This is a genomic window from Bradyrhizobium diazoefficiens, from assembly GCF_016616235.1.
GTDB classification, from domain to species: domain Bacteria; phylum Pseudomonadota; class Alphaproteobacteria; order Rhizobiales; family Xanthobacteraceae; genus Bradyrhizobium; species Bradyrhizobium diazoefficiens_H.
Genome location: NZ_CP067100.1, coordinates 1269058 through 1285408 on the forward strand (window position 1 = coordinate 1269058; position 16351 = coordinate 1285408).

Annotated in this window: 16 protein-coding genes and 1 pseudogene; 7 read left to right on the forward strand and 10 right to left on the reverse strand. The window is 63.7% G+C overall.

The window, feature by feature from the left end; all coding sequences use genetic code 11:
* Positions 1-30: 30 nt before the first annotated feature.
* Positions 31-786 (reverse strand): FadR/GntR family transcriptional regulator, encoded by a 756-nt coding sequence (locus JJB99_RS05980; protein WP_200497882.1) that lies wholly within the window; start codon positions 784-786, stop codon positions 31-33.
* Positions 787-955: 169 nt separating this feature from the next.
* Here JJB99_RS05980 and JJB99_RS05985 point away from each other — a divergent pair, with 169 nt between their 5' ends.
* Positions 956-2383 (forward strand): sulfatase family protein, encoded by a 1428-nt coding sequence (locus JJB99_RS05985; RefSeq protein ID WP_200497883.1) that lies wholly within the window; start codon positions 956-958, stop codon positions 2381-2383.
* Between the two features lie 188 nt (positions 2384-2571).
* The gene (locus JJB99_RS05990) at positions 2572-2994 is read left to right on the forward strand and encodes a RidA family protein (RefSeq protein ID WP_200497884.1); all 423 of its coding nucleotides are present in this window, start codon (positions 2572-2574) and stop codon (positions 2992-2994) included.
* Positions 2995-3030: 36 nt separating this feature from the next.
* Here JJB99_RS05990 and JJB99_RS05995 read toward each other — a convergent pair whose 3' ends face one another.
* Complete coding sequence (locus tag JJB99_RS05995) at positions 3031-4122, reverse strand: enolase C-terminal domain-like protein (RefSeq protein ID WP_200497885.1); 1092 nt, start codon at positions 4120-4122, stop codon at positions 3031-3033.
* Between the two features lie 398 nt (positions 4123-4520).
* On the opposite strand from JJB99_RS05995, the gene JJB99_RS06000 reads away from it, so the two are divergent.
* The 3 genes from JJB99_RS06000 to JJB99_RS06005 all read left to right on the forward strand — a co-directional run bounded on the left by JJB99_RS06000 (position 4521) and on the right by JJB99_RS06005 (position 5630).
* A complete protein-coding gene (locus tag JJB99_RS06000; protein ID WP_246775149.1) occupies positions 4521-4988 on the forward strand; it encodes a phasin family protein in 468 nt (155 codons plus the stop codon).
* Positions 4989-5180: 192 nt separating this feature from the next.
* A complete protein-coding gene (locus tag JJB99_RS36070) occupies positions 5181-5414 on the forward strand; it encodes a hypothetical protein (protein WP_246775150.1) in 234 nt (77 codons plus the stop codon).
* Between the two features lie 18 nt (positions 5415-5432).
* On the forward strand, positions 5433-5630 hold the full coding sequence (locus JJB99_RS06005) for a hypothetical protein (protein WP_200497886.1): 198 nt from the start codon (positions 5433-5435) through the stop codon (positions 5628-5630).
* A 191-nt stretch (positions 5631-5821) separates the two neighbouring features.
* Here the strand turns inward: JJB99_RS06005 and JJB99_RS06010 are convergent, their stop codons facing one another.
* The 4 genes and pseudogenes from JJB99_RS06010 to JJB99_RS06025 all read right to left on the reverse strand — a co-directional run bounded on the left by JJB99_RS06010 (position 5822) and on the right by JJB99_RS06025 (position 9062).
* The gene (locus JJB99_RS06010; RefSeq protein ID WP_200497887.1) at positions 5822-6598 is read right to left on the reverse strand and encodes a Crp/Fnr family transcriptional regulator; all 777 of its coding nucleotides are present in this window, start codon (positions 6596-6598) and stop codon (positions 5822-5824) included.
* Between the two features lie 242 nt (positions 6599-6840).
* Positions 6841-7052: pseudogene (locus JJB99_RS06015) on the reverse strand (ABC transporter substrate-binding protein); the annotation flags it as partial.
* 221 nt (positions 7053-7273) lie between these two features.
* Positions 7274-8203 (reverse strand): alpha/beta hydrolase family protein, encoded by a 930-nt coding sequence (locus JJB99_RS06020; protein WP_200497888.1) that lies wholly within the window; start codon positions 8201-8203, stop codon positions 7274-7276.
* A 289-nt stretch (positions 8204-8492) separates the two neighbouring features.
* On the reverse strand, positions 8493-9062 hold the full coding sequence (locus JJB99_RS06025; protein ID WP_200497890.1) for an alpha-ketoglutarate-dependent dioxygenase AlkB: 570 nt from the start codon (positions 9060-9062) through the stop codon (positions 8493-8495).
* A gap of 80 nt (positions 9063-9142) precedes the next feature.
* Between JJB99_RS06025 and JJB99_RS06030 the strand changes: the two genes are divergently transcribed.
* Positions 9143-9283, forward strand: coding sequence for a hypothetical protein (locus JJB99_RS06030; RefSeq protein ID WP_007597071.1), 141 nt, complete (start codon positions 9143-9145; stop codon positions 9281-9283).
* Here JJB99_RS06030 and JJB99_RS06035 read toward each other — a convergent pair.
* The 3 genes from JJB99_RS06035 to JJB99_RS06045 are packed head-to-tail and all read right to left on the reverse strand — an operon-like array spanning position 9280 to position 13094.
* Positions 9280-10866, reverse strand: coding sequence for an ATP-binding protein (locus tag JJB99_RS06035; RefSeq protein ID WP_200497892.1), 1587 nt, complete (start codon positions 10864-10866; stop codon positions 9280-9282). The two genes, JJB99_RS06030 and JJB99_RS06035, sit on opposite strands and share 4 nt — an antisense overlap.
* Entirely contained in the window at positions 10863-11567 is a 705-nt protein-coding gene (locus JJB99_RS06040) for a response regulator transcription factor (RefSeq protein WP_200497894.1), read from the reverse strand. The genes JJB99_RS06035 and JJB99_RS06040 overlap by 4 nt, the downstream gene beginning before the upstream one ends.
* A gap of 12 nt (positions 11568-11579) precedes the next feature.
* Positions 11580-13094, reverse strand: a complete 1515-nt coding sequence (locus JJB99_RS06045) for a DUF4153 domain-containing protein (protein ID WP_200497896.1) — start codon at positions 13092-13094, stop codon at positions 11580-11582.
* A gap of 189 nt (positions 13095-13283) precedes the next feature.
* Here JJB99_RS06045 and JJB99_RS06050 point away from each other — a divergent pair, with 189 nt between their 5' ends.
* A complete protein-coding gene (locus JJB99_RS06050; RefSeq protein ID WP_200497898.1) occupies positions 13284-14627 on the forward strand; it encodes a glycoside hydrolase family 3 protein in 1344 nt (447 codons plus the stop codon).
* A 145-nt stretch (positions 14628-14772) separates the two neighbouring features.
* On the opposite strand, the gene JJB99_RS06055 is transcribed toward JJB99_RS06050, so the two are convergent.
* Positions 14773-16044 carry a DUF892 family protein gene (locus JJB99_RS06055; protein ID WP_200497900.1) on the reverse strand — a complete coding sequence of 424 codons (1272 nt, stop codon included), beginning with the start codon at positions 16042-16044 and terminating at the stop codon, positions 14773-14775.
* Between the last annotated feature and the right edge of the window lie 307 nt (positions 16045-16351).

Consider the following 16351-nt stretch of genomic DNA (forward strand, 5'->3'; position numbering starts at 1 on the left):
GTTACCTCCCTCACTTTTTGTCTGCCGGTTTCAACGCGCCCGTCTGGTGCGGGCGTTCTCGTCCTCGACGTCCTTCTTCTTCTGGCGCGACATGGCGGTGACGATATTCTGTTCGGTCAGATCCATCAGCTTGTGCATGGCCTGGCGCGCTCCGTCGGGATTACGCGCCCAGATCTCGTCGAGCACCGAGCGGTGATAGGGCAGGCTCTTGCGCGGCGCGCCCGGATTGGTGCTCGACAGGTTGAACGACATGCGCAGCGCCGCAGCCACGGTCGCACCGAAGGCGATCAGGAAATCGTTCCCCGTGGCGATCAGGATTCCGCGGTGAAACTGCAAGTCCGGCTCGGCATAGGCGACGCGGTCCATGCCGGCCGCGTCCATGCCGCGATAGGCGCGCTCGATCCGGGCAAAATCCTCGTCGGTGCCGCGCTCTGCGCAGATCGCGCAGGCCTCGGGCTCGACGATCCGGCGGACCTCCATGATCTGCTTGGCGAACTCCTGCGTCGGCAGTGCCGATAGCGTCCAGTTCAGCAGTTCCTCGTCGAGCATGTTCCAGTCGAACCGCGCCCGCACATGCGTGCCGGCCTTCTGCTTCGAGGCGATCAGTCCCTTGGCCTTGAGCAGTGACAACGCCTCGCGAAGGGAGGCGCGGCTGACATCGAAGCGGGACGCCAGCTCGATCTCGCGGGGCAGCGTCGTGCCCTCGCGCCAGACGCCGGTCAGGATCAGCCGCGCCACTTCGCGGGCGATCGACTGAGGGCTGTCCTTGCTGCGAGATTTTGCCACGTTGATTCCGGTCTTGTGGAATAAAATGTCTGATTTATTGTAAGTGTCGACGAAGAGATCTGCGACGTACGGCCTCAAGCCGCAGATAATCAAATCAAGGCCGGTTTGACAAGAAATATTATGTCAGACATATTTTCTGCCGAGCAATCCCCCGCAGGACAAATCAATCGTGACAAAGCCCCACATCATCCTGGTCATGACCGACCAGCAACGCTTCGACACGCTCGCGGCGACGGGCCATCCCTACATGAAGACGCCGAATCTCGACCGGCTGGTGCGTGAGGGCGTCTATTTCGACAATTGCTTCATCAACGCGCCGAGCTGCGTGCCCTCGCGCGCCGCACTGTTCTCCGGGCTCTATCCGCACGCCTCGGGCGTGCTGAAGAACGGGCAGCACTGGCAGAAGACCTGGGTCGGCAATCTGGCGGAAGCCGGCTATCACTGCGTCAATGTCGGCAAGATGCACACCATCCCCTATGACGCCAAGGCCGGCTTCCACGAGCGCTTCGTGGTCGAGAACAAGGATCGCTTCTTCGAAGGGCGCTGGTTCGCCGACGAGCTCGACAAGGCCTTCGCCTTGCACAAGCTGACAAAGCCATCGCGCGCCGGCTATCGCAGCCTACCCGACTATGGCGACCGCATGGGCGCCTTCACCTGGGAGATGCCGAAATCGCTGCACCCCGACATCTTCGTTGCGGAAACCGCGATGTGGTGGCTGGAAACGCGCCCCAAGCCGGATGCGCTGTTCATGCAGATCGGCCTGCCCGGCCCGCATCCGCCCTATGATCCCCTGCCGGAATATCTGGAGCACTATCTCGCCCGCAACGACCTTCCGGTGCCGCAGCCGACCGAGGCCGAGATCGAGGGCCTGCCGGCGTATCTCAAGGAGAAGCGCCGCCACGACACCGAGGTCGACCACGATGCGGTGTCGTGGAAGCTGGCGCCGACGCACGAGGAGATGCGCCGCCTGCGCGCGCATTATTATGCCAACGTCACCATGATCGACGAGCAGATCGGCCGTCTGCTGCAAACGCTGGAGGACAAGGGTTATCTCGACAATTGCGTCGTCATCTTCATGTCGGACCACGGCGACAATCTCGGCGAGCACGGCCTCAGCCAGAAGTGGTCGATGTACGAGCCGGTCACCCGCATCCCGCTGCTGTTCTGGTCGCCGAACCTGTTTTCGCCCGGCTGCCGCATCCGCGAGAAGTGCCAGCTGTTCGATCTTGCGCCCACCATTCTCGATCTTGCCGGCGCGCAGCATCCAAAGCCGTTCCAGGCGCGCAGCCTGCTGCCAGCCTTGAAGGGCGAGGCGTGGTCCGGCCGCGATATCGTATTCTCCGAGCAGGCCGGCGACGTCGCCATGACCGGCGCGCGGCTGATCACCATGGTGCGCGACGACAGGTGGAAGGTCGTGTTCATTCACGGCGCCGAGGACGGCCAGCTCTTTGATCTGGAGACCGATCCGTTCGAGCAGCACAATCTCTGGGGTGTGCCCGAGCGTGCCAGTGAGATCAGCCGCCTCAAGGACGCTTTCATCGACTGGCGCCAGAACAGCCTGCTTGAGACGATGGATCTGAACGCGGCGGTGCGATAGGGCGGTCTCCCTCGCGCCGCTTGCCCGGACGGTGCGCGGTCGATGATGTGCAAAGCTTCGCAGCCTTGATCCGTGACTCGCCGCCTGCCATTGTCCGGCCGTCCACCACGGCAACGAGTGGTGAGATCCAATTTTGTGGCGTTCGCCGAAATCTGTCGCTTCGCCGGACGTGAAAGGAAGCCAGCGAGATGAGCAGCGTGAACAAGCCCGGCGGCAACTATCTGCCGGTGATCATCCATGGTGGAATCGCGTATGTCAGCGGTCAGTTGCCGCGCCGCGGCGAAGACCTGCTGTACGCGGGCAAAGTCGGTGCGGATGTGGACATCGCGGCCGCGCAAGAGGCTGCTGCCCTCTGCGCTGATCTCTGCATCTCGGCCATCGACCACGCAATGGGCGGAGAGGACAGGATCGTCCAGGTCCTTCAACTCGTGGGATACATCGCCTCGGCGCCTGGATTTACTCAGCAGTCACAAGTCATGAACGGTGCCTCTGACCGGCTGATTGATCGCCTCGGCGATCGCGGTCGTCACACGCGTACGTCCGTCGGCGTCGCCGAGTTGCCGCGAGGGGCTCCGGTCGAGCTGAGTATGATTGCTGCTGTTCGGTCATAGGCCTCCGATCGGTGATCGACGTCGCGACAGGCGGCCTCATGCGACGAGATATTTTTTGACCGCCGCCTCGTCCCATGCGATTCCATTCCCCGGCTCTTCGCCCGGCAAGGCAAAGCCGTCCTTGATCTCCAACCGGCTCGCCAGCACGGCATCGGCCCAGTCGACATATTCCAGCCAATGCGCTGATGGCGTCACGCACAGCAGATGCGCGCTGACCTCCGAGAACAGGTGCGTCGACATCTCGATGCCGGCGGCATGCGCGAGCGCGGCCGCGCGCAACCAGCCAGTGACGCCGCCGATGCGCTGGACATCAGGCATCACGTAGTCGCAGGCCTCGGCGGCGAGGGCCGCCTGCATCGAAAAGGCGCTGTCAAAATTCTCGCCGATCTGGACCGGCGTGCGCAGTGCGTCTGCAATGCGGGCGCAGCCCGCATAGTCGTCGTGCCGGATCGGCTCCTCGATCCAGGTCAGGCCCTCGTCGTCGAGCATCTCGCCGCGGCGGATCGCTTCGGTCACGGTCAGTGCCTGGTTGTAGTCGCACATCAGGGTGACGTCGTCGCCGACGGCGTCCCGCACCGCCCGCACCACGGCGAGATCGTCCCGCGCGTCGGGCCGCCCGACGCGGATCTTTGCGGCGTGAAAACCTTCGGCCAGCAGCTTGTGCGCCTCGTCCACGGCGGCGCCCGCCGGCATGATGCCGAGCCCCTTCGAATTGTACGCGCGCACCGGCTTCGGTGCGCCGCCGAGCAGGCGCGCCAGCGGCAGGCCGCGTGTGCGGGCCAGCGCATCCCACACCGCCATGTCGATGCCGGATTGCGCCAGCCGTTGCAGGCCGGCGAGCCCGAGCAGGGTGAAGCGCTGGGTCAGCTTGCGCTCGATTTCGAACGGCAGCAGCTCGTCGCCGGTGAGCAGCTCCGACATTGCCGTGACCATCGCTGTCAGCGGCTTCAATGCTGAGGGGGTGATCGAGAACAGATAGGCGTGCCCCCGCACGCCCTGGTCGGTCTCACAGTCGATCAGCACCAGTGGTGCCTTGTCGATCGCACCGGTGCTGGTCTGCAGTGCCAGGTTCATCGGCACGATCACGGGCCGCACGACAATGCGCGTGATGCGAAGGGTCTCGGTCATGGCTCGCTCCGTCTTGGGTGCAAGAGCTTGGCTGCAAGAGCTTGGCTGCAAGAGCTTGGGCGCAAGAGTTTAGACCGGCAGCGCCACCGATGCCCATCTGCTCGTCGATCAAAAACCGTTCGCGGTCTGCCCGTCCACAGACGCATCATTCCTGTAGATATGACTATTGTGTGTGTTGACACGCGCGAGAAAATTTTTGGCGAGAGTCGCAAATCGAACGGACACGTCGCAATTTCGTCGCGCATACTCGTGTCCGGGCTGGATGCTCAACAGACAACTGATCGAACACCGAGGCGGGACAAATCCTCGCCTCCACGCGCTCTCGTGACGCAATGCAGCGTCGCGAGAAATAGTTTCGTTTGAACGGGAATGGTTTCGTTTAAGAGGGAGTTGGTGCCGTGAGTGAAAGTGAAGTGAAGGTCGCGCCAAATGGAGCGAATGGTTTTGCGACGCCGTTGTTCGGGTTCCCGAAGATCGAGGTGCCTGCTGTGATCGGCGAACTCGCAGAGCAGAGCGTCGTCCGCGCAAAGCAAGGCTGCGAGCGGATCAAGATCGCAACGGAAGAGATGGCGGACACGTTCCGTGAGACATACTCAAACAATGCGAGGAGCGCGACAGACTACGGGCTCAAGCTGTTGGAGATCTCGAACGCAAATACGGCCGCAACGATGGATTTCTTCGCCGATCTTCTGGGCAGCAAATCGGCGACTGATGTTGTCACCTTGACGGCGGCGCAATCGCGCAAGGTCTTCGACGCTGCATCCGCCCAGAACAGGGAATTGTGGAAGCTTGCTGAGAAGCTGACGATGGAGACGAGCGAGCCGATCAAGAAGCACTTTGCCAAGGCCCTTCAGAAGGCAGGCTAAAAAGCGGCACTCCAGGTTCGTCCAAGAGGGAACTGTCGGTTGGAATAAGCCCCGCCACGAGCATGCGTCCCATGCTCGGTCAACAAACGGGCAGGTGCACGATGCCCCCAAGTAATCGCACCTCAAGAGGCGCATTCCAACCGGCGGCGTTTGCTTCGAAAACCAGCAAAAGCCAAATTATGGGAGGCTCATATGGGTATGGTTATGGTCAGATGCCCGCAGACCGGCCGGGCGATCCCCACCGGTATCAGGACAGATCGCGAGAGCTTTCGGCGCAGCGTTGTGTTCTTCGCGCGCACCCGCTGCCCGATCTGCCAATCCGATCACGCCTGGTTCGCGCCGGAGGCCTGGGTCCATGAGCCGAGCGGTCGTGGCATCACAGCGCGGCCTCGTGGAATGGTTGATGTCCAAGCAGATCATCACTGATTGCGATGGAGGGACACCATGGCGCACACGCAAAACTATATTGAGGCGTCCAGCTGGCTGATGCAGGCCAGGGATTTTCTTGACGAAGCACGACGGCTCAAGCCGGGCCCTGCGCGCAACGAATTAAGAGAGGTGGCGAAGGTGCTGCGCGAGCTTGCGAGGCTCGAGGCGCAATCCCAATGCGGACAGAGCCTGGATCGGACGAAGCGAACCTGATTGGGTCTAAAGCATGATCCGGAAAACTGCGAAGCGGTTTTCCGGAAGGAATCATGCGCAAGCAACAACCTGAAGCGCGACGACGATTCAACCAAATCTCATCGCGCTTTGGAAGCGGCGTTGATTGCAGCACCGGCGTCGCGCCGGCGAATCTTTTTGGGGCTGGCGCGGCAAGGCTGGCGCGGCAAGGCTCACGCGGTATCGCCCGATTCATCTCCTGACATCCGCCGATCGTCTTGCGCAGCCATGGTGTGAGATCGGGGCGGTTTCGTCGAGAAGATATCCTCGACTTCGAGACAGATATTCTCGTGGCATTCGCACGCTGCCGCGGCGAGCCGGGTTGGATCGATCTCGATATGGCCTCGTCGATCGGACTTGATCGCTCCAGACGCGCGCAGTTTGCGCATCAAGAGCGTCACTGTCGTTCGTCGCACACCAAGTATTTGCGACAGCGCCTGTTGAGTGAGCGGCAGGACGTTATCGTCGATGCGGTCGCGAACCTGGAGCAGCCAGCGGGCCATACGGACTTCGACCGGATGCAGCGCATTGCAGGCCGACCCGAGCTGAAGCTGCACCAGTATCGCCCTGATGTGAATCTGGATCGCGTGCCGGATTGCGGGACTGCGGCTGAAAGCGGCGTAAAATCGCGATGCAGGGACTCGCGCGGCGATGCCGGCAGCACGGACGATGGTGGTCATGGCCGAAGGAGACGGCCCCAGCACCGAAAGACTACCCACCGCGCCTTCGCGCCCGACCATGGCGGTGGCAACCGTCCGTCCGTCCGCCATGTCAGCCATCAGTGAGATGGCGCCGCTATGAGGGAAGAAGACATACTCGATCCGGTCACCCGCTTGCGAGAGGACTGCGTCCTGGCCGAGCACGACCGTCTCCAACTCAGGCGCCAGTAGATGGAAATCCGCGGGTGGCAGCGCAGCCAGAAGTCGGTTACCCGTTCCGCTGGAACTCATTACTGTAGCCCACCCGCGGCGGCGCGTGCGCCACCTTGTTCGCTCCGCGCGCAGCGAAAAGGCGAACTTAACATTTGATGGAATCTGCTTCGTTATTTCGCATCATGTTCCATATCGCTTCTGCTCCGCCGCGAGCCGTTTCCCTCGCACCATCTAGGACTAGATGCAAACGCGCGGCGAGAGACAACTGCAAAATCGGTATGGGTAACATCGTAGGCGCCACGCGCGCGGAGTTCCGAGCTTGAGGCGCCTTCCGTGAACGCGGTCTCGATCACCGCGCCGAACGGTTGCCAGGAGCGGCCGTCGAACTGGACCAGCCGCATCTGCCTGATCGGCAGATAGCTGTCCGGCGAGCTATTCATCCTGATATTGGGCAGCGCAACGGTGTGGCGATAATTCCTCAGCGCAGCCGCCTGGCGCATGATGTTGTCGCGAGGACGTGACGATTCAGATCGCCAAGGCCTTCCTGGATGCCCTTGTACAGCGTGCGCCCGAAAGCGTGTGGCTGCGCTACCGCTTCTTGTCGGCAGGATCGAAAACGGCAAGCGTATTGACGTGCCTTCTGCATCACCATCATCCAGGATGACGGTGATGGACTGATCGTCCAGATTGGGTTTGTAGCCTGTAGGGGTGCAGCAATGGGGACGCTGAGACAGCTGTGCCCGCAATGCTCCACTACGGCAGCCCTCGCGCCTCCAGCTGATGCACCAGCAGCAGGGTCGGCTCGGCGAGGCTGTCGCCCGAGCCATCGAGCCCGAAGGCGCTCGCGATGCCGTCACGGCTGCGCAGCAGCGTGGCGCGCGGGCAATGGCCGGCGCCGCACAGCGTCTTCTTCAGCGTCTCGCCCTGCGCCACCACGCCGGCAGCATCGTCCGTGGCCCAGGCCAGCACGATTGGCACGTCGACATTGAGGATGCCGGGATAGATCGACCGCTTGTCATACTGGGCGGCGTCGGTGCCGAGATAGGCCTTGACGCTGTCGCTGGCGTCCTTGCCGGCGCGGTAAATCCCGGAGACCAGCACCACGGCGGCGACCTCGGCGCGATCGGTCTGGAGCTCGGGATGGGCCAGGAGGGTCGCGACATGGAACGCGCCGGCGCCGTAACCGACCGCGACGATCTCGCGGGGATCGCCGTTGAACAGATCGATATTGCCGTGGACCCAGGACAGCGCCGCCGCCACATCGGCCGCGCCGGCCGGCCAGATCGCCGAGGGCGCCAAGCGGTAGCTGACGCGCACCCCGATCATGTCGTTGCGCGCGGCAAAGCACATGGCCTGGTCCTGCATCTCGCGCGACAGGTCCGGAGCTCCGCGGTCGCCGGTGAAAGTGTCGCCGGCCACGAACACCAGCACCGGTCGCGGCGTCGTCGCCTTGGTCGCGCTGGCGGCGACATCGAGCACGTTGGCTTCGCTCTCGCCATAGCGCAGGCCGCGCGAGAAGGTGACCTGCTCGCACAGCCGCGCGGTGCCGCCGGCGGCCGTGTCGGAATCGGTGAGGCCTGCCAGGACGAGATCGGAGGGGGCGGTCAGCCGCGCCGGCAGCGGGCCATGCGCGGAGGCGGTCGTGACGGTCAGGAGAAGGAAAAATGCGAGATAATTCTTCATGATGGGTACGGGCCTTGCGCGCCCTATCATGGGTCGCTGATCGGGCCTGTCTTTTCAATTCGCCTTATTAGTTAGCTCGTCTTGAGGCGATTTCGCGGCGCCTGCAGCGGGGCTCAATTCCTGACAGGCGATTCGGAAGGCAAGATGTCAGCCGCGCGATGGTTTGCGCGGCCCGGCTGTTTTTGCACCGATGTGTCAGATGTTTGCGCGGCCTGACCCCGCGTCATGCCGGATCAGGCTTGCTACTGTGCATGGGGTTGTTTTCGCAGATTTTGCCTGGAGCTGCCTGTCACGGCCGCTTCATCGTCCGGAAGGTGATGGAATAGCGGCGTGCCTCGACCGGCGGGATGCTGTGCTCCCATTCCGACCGCGCCTCGCCGTCCATCATGTAGAGCGACCGCGGCAGGGCCTCGAGCGTGTGGCGCTGCCATTTGTCGCCGCTGCGGCGGCGGAAGCGGAATTTGCAAGCCGAACCCAGCGACAGGCCGAGGACCTTGTCGAAATGCGGCTTGTCGCGATGCCAGCCGATCCCGACGCCGGCGTCATACTCCGTGCACAGCACCTGCCGCACGCTGCCCTCGGGCAGGCCCGCCCAAGCCTCCGCGCGGCGGGCGACAGGCAGCACCCAGTCCGGGATCGGCTCGGCCTCAGCGAGCTGCTGCAGCGTGTAGTCGTAGCGGTAGCCGAATGAGGCCACCCGGCGGTTGCCCTCGAAGGCGCCGAACTGGAAGCGCTGCAGCGGCAATGCTGCGATGCGGCCGATCAGCTCCTGCTCGGCGGCGGCTTCGATAAAATTGTCGGTGTGGCGAAGACCCGCCGGGCCTTCCTGCGGATCGGCGAACAAACCAAGCTGCGTCATTCCTCGCATGTCCGTGACGGAACCTTTTGGCGCCCCCAACGACTTATCTATGACGCGGAGAAGTCATGTGCGAGGCTGTCATGGCAGAGAAGCATACCGCCGATCCGGCAGAGATCATGCGGGCGACCGGTCATCCTGAGCTGGAATATGCCGCCGGCTGGACCATCGCCGGTCTCGTCACCATCGGCACCATCGTCGCCGCCTGGGTGTTTGCGATCTAGGCTACCGGAAACTGGAGCTCGAAGGCCACGCCCTCGTCGGTCGGCTTGAGCCTGATCGAGCCGCCATGGCTCGCCATCACCGCGCGCGCGATCGCCAGCCCCATTCCGGTCCCGCCCTGGTCGCGGCGGGTGGTGAAGAATGCATCAAAGATCCTGTCGCGGTTCGGCGCCGAAATCGGCTCACCGTCATTGCTCACGGTCAAAAGCAGGGTCGTGCGCTCGTCGACCGCCTCCAGCCTGATCGTCCCAGCCTTGTGCCGCATCGCGTTATCAGTGAGATGCGATAGCACGATCAGCGCCTTCTCCGAGGACATGCCGATAGCACGGTCGAGGCTGCCGCTGGTCTCGATAGAGCTTGCCGGAAACCGGCTTTTGAGGTCGGCGATCACGGCTGCCAGCTCGGTGCGCTCGTTCCGCGGCAGGCTCTCGGCGCGGGCGAGCTCGCGCAGCCGCTGCGCCATTGCTTCCAGCCGCTTTGTGTCGGACAGGATGTTGGCGATGAAGGTGTTCTGCTCGGCCGGCGTCAGGCTGCCGGCCTTGCCCTGAACCGAATCCTGCAGCAGCTCGGCCGCGCCCTTGATCGAGGTCAGCGGCGATTTCAGCTCGTGGGTGAGATGGGCCGAGAACGTGGCGATATAGTCCGAGCGCCGCGCCAGCTGCTCGGCCATACCGAGGAAGCTGTGCGAGAGCTGGGCGAACTCGCGGGTGCCGTAATGCCGGAGCGGCTGGAACGCCTCACGATCGCCGCGGCCGATCCGGGCGGCGCGATCGATCAGCTCGCGCATCGGCAGCGTGATGGTGCGCGAGAACACCAGGCCGATCGCGATGGTGCCGAGGATCACGGCGAGCCCGGCCAGCACGAACTTGGCCCGCTCCTGATAGAGATGGTCAAAGATGTTGCTCGGCGTCCGCGTGGTGTAGATCACCCCCGCCACGCGGTTGTTGACGATGACGGGCATCGCCGAGAACACGTGCACGCCGAGGCCGCGGCTGAAGGAATAGATCGGCGGTGGCGGCCGGTCCGGGACGCGGTTGCGCAAGGTGGCGCGGTATTGGCCGTGCAGCGCATCCGCGACCTCCTCGATATGAGCGAGGGATTGCCCGACCTCGTAGCGGCCGGCGATCACCACGCCCTGCGGATCGAGGATGCGAAAGCCGGCCAGCGTCACCTTCTGGGTCTCGCGGATGATCGGCGTCAGCTTTGCGCCGATCTCGACATAGGCTGCTTGCGCCGGCTGTGACGCGGGGAGCGCATCCGGCCGTCGCCGCAACAGATCATCGGCGGTGAGGTCGAGCGCAGGGCGGATCGGGGTGACCTGGTCGCCGGGATCTGGCAGCACGTTCGGCGGCACCTCCGCGCCGAGCGTCAGGCCACTGTCGAGCCGTACCGTGACCTCCTGCGCATAGATCGTCGCCAGCACGCGGCTCTGCGCGATCAGCTCGGCCTGGGTCTGGCGGATCAGCTGGTTGTCGTAGAGGCGGAAGAAGAACAGGCCAACCAACGGCAGCACGCCGACGGTCGCCAGCACCGTGAAGATCACGAGGGTGAGCGACGGTCGCCATTTGTCGGGCGCCGCGGTCATGCCTCTTTCTCGCAGCGGCCGAGCTTGAAGCCGACGCCGTGGATCGTCTCGATCGCGTTCTCGCAATCTTGCGCCGCGAGCTTGGCGCGGATGTTGCGGATGTGGCTGTCGATGGTGCGGTCGGAGACCTGGATGTTGAGCTGATACGCCGCACGCATCAGCTGCTCGCGGTTGAACACCGAGGTCGGCCGGGTCAGGAACGCGCGCAGGATGCCGAACTCGATCGCGGTCAGCTTCAGCGGCGTGCCGGCAAAGGACGCCACATGCTGCTCCGGATCGATCAGCAGGCCGCCCTGCACCAGCGCGGCCGGACCGGCCTTGGCCTCGCCGTTGCGCGGGCTGAGCCGGCGCAGGATGACGTTGACCCGCGCCACCAGCTCGCGCGGGCTGAACGGCTTCGTCACGTAGTCGTCGCCGCCGATCTCGAGGCCGAGGATGCGGTCGATTTCCTCGTCGCGCGCCGACAGGAACAGGATCGGCACGTCCGAGCTCTTGCGCACCTCGCGGCAGACGTCGAGGCCGTCGAACTCGGGCATGCCGATATCGAGCACGATCAGGTCGGGCCTGTCGCCGGCAAAGCGGGTGAGCGCCTCCTTGCCGTCGCGGGCCTCGATCACGTCCATGCCGGCCTTCTTCAGGGCGACGCGGATCACCTCGCGGATGTGGCCCTCGTCGTCGACGATGAGAATGCGATGCGCCAAGGATTTCTCCGCTCACCCTACCGGCTGATCCCTGAACTGACCTTTGGCTGCGGCATCTAGCCTATGTTGCAGCCGCCAGCTCCGTAGGCCCCAGGCCCGCCAGGCCATGTCCACGCTCTGAGTCCCCAAAAGCCGTTCACGCAATCCGACAAGTCTAGCATCGGAACGAAACGGCATCATCTTCTCGATTGCCGGCAATGCCTGGGGTCCGAGTTGCGCGAGGTAGTAGATATCGATCGGCATGCCTCTGCCCGAAATTTCCCGGCTATGGGCGACATTATAGTCGGCAATGAACGCGTCGAAGTTCACGAGCGAGCAGGTATATAGCACGATCGTTAACGCGATCAGATTGGCACTGACCAGCCATCGGTTGGACCGGTTGAGCGCGATGCGAGCCACGATCAGGACCAGCCCGAGCGCCACCAGCCCCATCCAGATGAAGGCGGCGATGCGCCAATAGGTCAGCATGTAGATGTCCACATAGAGGTCGAGGCGGAGGATCGAGGACGCGACCAGCAGGACGTTCTGCCCGACCCAGAGATAGACCAGCGGCCGGATCACCGTCGATTTCTCGGCTGGTCCGCCCGGACGCATCGCGGCCAGCACGAAGGCGGCGGCGAGCAGGGCGGTCGCGATCAGCGGATAGGCGCCGCGATGGGCGTAGGCCGCATAGGTCATGTTGGCCGGCAGCGCCAGATGGCCCCAGAGATAGAGGCCGTCGAGGACCGATTGCGCCGCGAACAGCAGGTTGAACAGGATCAGCGACCGCAGAATGGTGGACGCTCCAAGGAACTCGGCAGGAATGAACTCGGCGGGAATGAAGGGCGGGAGGGGCGCCAGCTCGGGGGCATCAGGGGCGATGGTGGTGGCAACCTTCCCACGACGCCAGCGCACATGGATGAACGGCCAGACCAGCGCCAGCATCATGGTCCAGAACAACACGCGCGGGATGCTGATGTATTGGAGGATGAGCTTTGGATTGAGCAGCGACACCCACTGCTCGATCACCGGATTGGCCGCGGCAAACAACGCCACGAAAACGGTGCTCAGCACCGCCGGCAGCAGCCAGAGTGCGATGCCGCGGGTGAACGCCGACATGTTGAAGACCTGGAGCGCCTCGGGGAAGAACCTGAGGGGACCAAACAGGAAGAAGTTGCGCAGCGCGCGGGCGCGCTCGGCCAGTTCGGTCGTTTCCGGATTGGTCGCGACCAGTAGCGCAATCGTCAGCGATGCGAGGAGGATCAGGAAGGACAGCGTGTTGAGCTCATCGACGGCCGGCACAAGGCCGGCGACGAGAATGGCCGCACCGATCGTGGCGCGCCGCAGATCAAGAGCCGCATGGTTGAAGAAAACCGACACGCCAGCGATCGCGATCGCAAACAGCGTCAGCGACAGCCCGATCCGCTCGCCATAGAACAGCCAGTCGGCGAGTGCGGCCAGCACCAGCGCGAGGCCGATCTTGGCGGGGATCGAGGAATGACTGATCGGCTTGATTTCCGCGACGATCGTCGAAGCCAGGCTCGTCATGTGTAGAAGACCTTTCGTGATGGATGGCATCACGAAGTCTGAACGGCGCTTGTGCAGAAGGCGGGAGCATCGTTTGCACGGTTTCAGGAGTCTTTTGCAGTTTTCGTGCAGGGGCGCTTTTGCCTCTCGCGCGGCGCAAATCGCTTTGTTAGGTGCGAGACATTCATCCCTCATCGCATGTGGCGCATCATGCAATTCCTCCGCCGTATCGGTCTGATCCTGGTCTGGCTGGCCGCATCTCTCGCTGCAGTCGCGGCTGCAAACAAGAACGATCCCTATCTGCTCGCGCTGCGTGGCGCCGGAAATATCGCGCTTGTCATCGCAAGCCTCACGATCGTCGTCGTCCTGCTCCGTCGCAGGCGCTGGCGCAGCGTCGCGGGCAAGCTGCTTGTCGTGCTCTGGTGCCTACCGCCACTGCTGATGTCAGCGGCGCATCTCAGGTTCGAGCTGCGCAAGCACGACGTTCTCAGCGCGAGCGCCGCCGAGGCGCGGCAGCTCGGGCCGCACTTCATGGTCGGCTATTCCTCCCTTGCCGAGGTTGCGGGCCTTGCCGAGCAGGGCTTGATCGGCGGCGTCTACGTCACCCGGCACAACATCCGCGGCCGCACGACCAAGGTGTTGCGTGCCGAGATCGCGGCGCTCCAGGACAAGCGGCGCGCGGCCGGCCTGCCGCCGCTGGTCGTTGCCGCCGATCAGGAAGGCGGTATCGTCGGGCATCTGGCGCCGCCGCTGACCAAGGTGCCGGCGCTGGCGACGCTCACCGGGCTTGCGCCCGACGACCAGCAGGCCAAGGCCGAAGAGTTCGGCCGCATCCACGGCCGCGAGCTGTCCGAGCTCGGCGTCAACCTCAACCTCGCGCCGGTGCTCGATCTCAAGCCGCCGGCGCGGCGCAACCGCCTCGATTTCCACACGCTGATCGGCCAGCGTGCGATCGCGACCGATCCCGTTGTCGTCAGCACGATTGCGAGCGCCTATGTTCGCGGTCTGGAAGAATCCGGCGTCGGCGCCACGCTGAAGCATTTTCCCGGCATCGGCCGCGTGCGCACCGACACACATCATTTCAGCGCCAATCTCGACACACCGGTGAAGGAGCTCGAAGCCACCGACTGGCTGCCGTTCCGCGAGGTGTTGTCGCACTCGCGCAGCGCGCTCATGGTCGGTCATGTCACGCTGACCGCGGTCGACCCCGATCGCGCCGCCTCGCATTCGAAGCGCGTCGTCGATGGCATCATCCGCGGCAAATGGGGTTATCAGAGTGTGGTGATGACCGACGACCTCGTGATGGGCGCGATCTACCAGAATGACGTCTGCAAGGCCGTGGTCGAGGCGATCAACGCCGGCGTCGATCTGCTGCTGGTCGCCTATGACGGCGCGCAGTTCTACCGCGTCTTTGCCTGCGCGCTGGAGGGATCGCGGCAGGGGAAATTAGATACGGCGATGCTTCGCGCCAGCGAGGCGCGGCTGGAGCGGGCCTTTGCGACCGAGCAGGCGCGAGCTGCCTCACGCGCTGTCAGCCTCGCTCGTCAGAACTAAAGCATGATCCGGAAAAGTGCGCAGCGGTTTTCCGAAAAGATCATGCACAAACAAAGAGCTAAAGCACGATGGCGATTCATCCTAATCGTATCGCGCTTTAGGTCGCAAGCGGTTTGCAGTTGCGTCTGCGGGCGGCAGCCGCTTGCTATTCAGCCTGTTCCAGGGCGGCAGGCATCTTCGCCACCGACATCAGCGAGCGCGCCACCTGGTTGAGCAGGAGGTCGGCATTCTCCTCCTCGGCGAGCGATTTGGACAGCAGGGCGACGATCGCACTATGCCGGAGTTGCTGCGCCAGATTGCGTGCAGTGGTGTAGCCGGCCATCTCGTAATGCTCGACGCGTTGAGCTGCCCCGATCAACGCGAGGTCGGCGGCCGCATCCTCCTTCTCTGCGCCCTCCTTCATGACCTCCTGGCCTTCCTCCACCAGGCCCATCATGCCCTTACAGGGTTTTGCTCGTGCGTTCTCGCCGAGCAGTTCGAAGCACTCGTTGATGCGCTCGATCTGATTTTCGGTTTCGCCCAGATGCTGCTCGAACAGTTCGCGCAACTGGTCGAACCGCGCGGCCTGCGCCATTTTGGGAAGTGCCTTGGTTAACTGCTTCTCGGCATGGAGAATGTCGCGCAGCTCGTGCAGCAGGAGATCGGTCAGGCCGGCTTCGTCTACGGGCGGCGAGCTCTCCGCGACGATCGGCGTGGCAGCGCCGGGGTCGGCGGACTGAAGCGCGGGCGATTCCGTGAACACCCAGTCTTCTCCTTCGTTCCAGGGACCGCGGGTGTCGATTTCGCCGTGGTCGCCGCTGCCGGTGGAGTCGTTGAAGTATTGATTCACAAGGCCCGGCGTCGGCGCGATCCTGCCGACGCTGAAGGCCGGTTTCGACAGGCTTTCGAGCGCGCGCGAGAACGCTTTCATGTGCGTGATCTCTCGCGTCATCAGGAATTGCAGCGCGTCCTTGCTGCCAGCGTCGTCGCAGAAATTGATCAGGCGCTCGTAGACGATCTTCGCGCGAGCCTCGGCCGCGATGTTGCTGCGAAGGTCGACATCGAGTTCGCCGGTGATCTTGAGATAGTCGGCGGTCCAGGGATTACCCTGCGAATTGAACAGATTGACGCCTCCGCCGCCGGCAATCGCAATGAGCGGATCGGCTTCCGCTGCCTGACGGTCGTTCCGCGACGGCGCCAGATGCATCCGCGCCAGGCAACCGACGACCTCGAGATGGCTGAGCTCCTCCGTGCCGATATCCATCAGCAGGTCCTTGCGGTCGGGATCCTCGCAGTTCAGGCCTTGAATCGAGTATTGCATGGCGGCTGCGAGTTCCCCATTGGCGCCGCCGAATTGCTCGAGCAGCATATTGCCGAAGCGGGGATCGGGTTCGTCGACGCGCACGGTGAACATCAGCTTCTTGACATGGTGATACATGGGATGGCTCGCGCTCTGAGGGAAACTACGCGCGACAACGAGCCCCCCGAGCGTTCGTTCCTGGGGCGCTTTCGACGATCTGCGCATTCGCGTGTTGGCCGGCGCTGCTCGGGCGCGCGGCGGCCTTCGTTGCGTCTGACGCCGACGGGCGCAGATTGCACGCTTCTGCGCCATCGCCGTCTCGGGCGTGCCGGCCATCGGCCTCATGACAGACACCTTGCCGTCCTACATCGAGGCGATCTTGCGGCTTACGAGCCGCTCCTGCTGCGCAATCGTCTCGCAGACGATCGCGTGCTGCGGCGCGCGG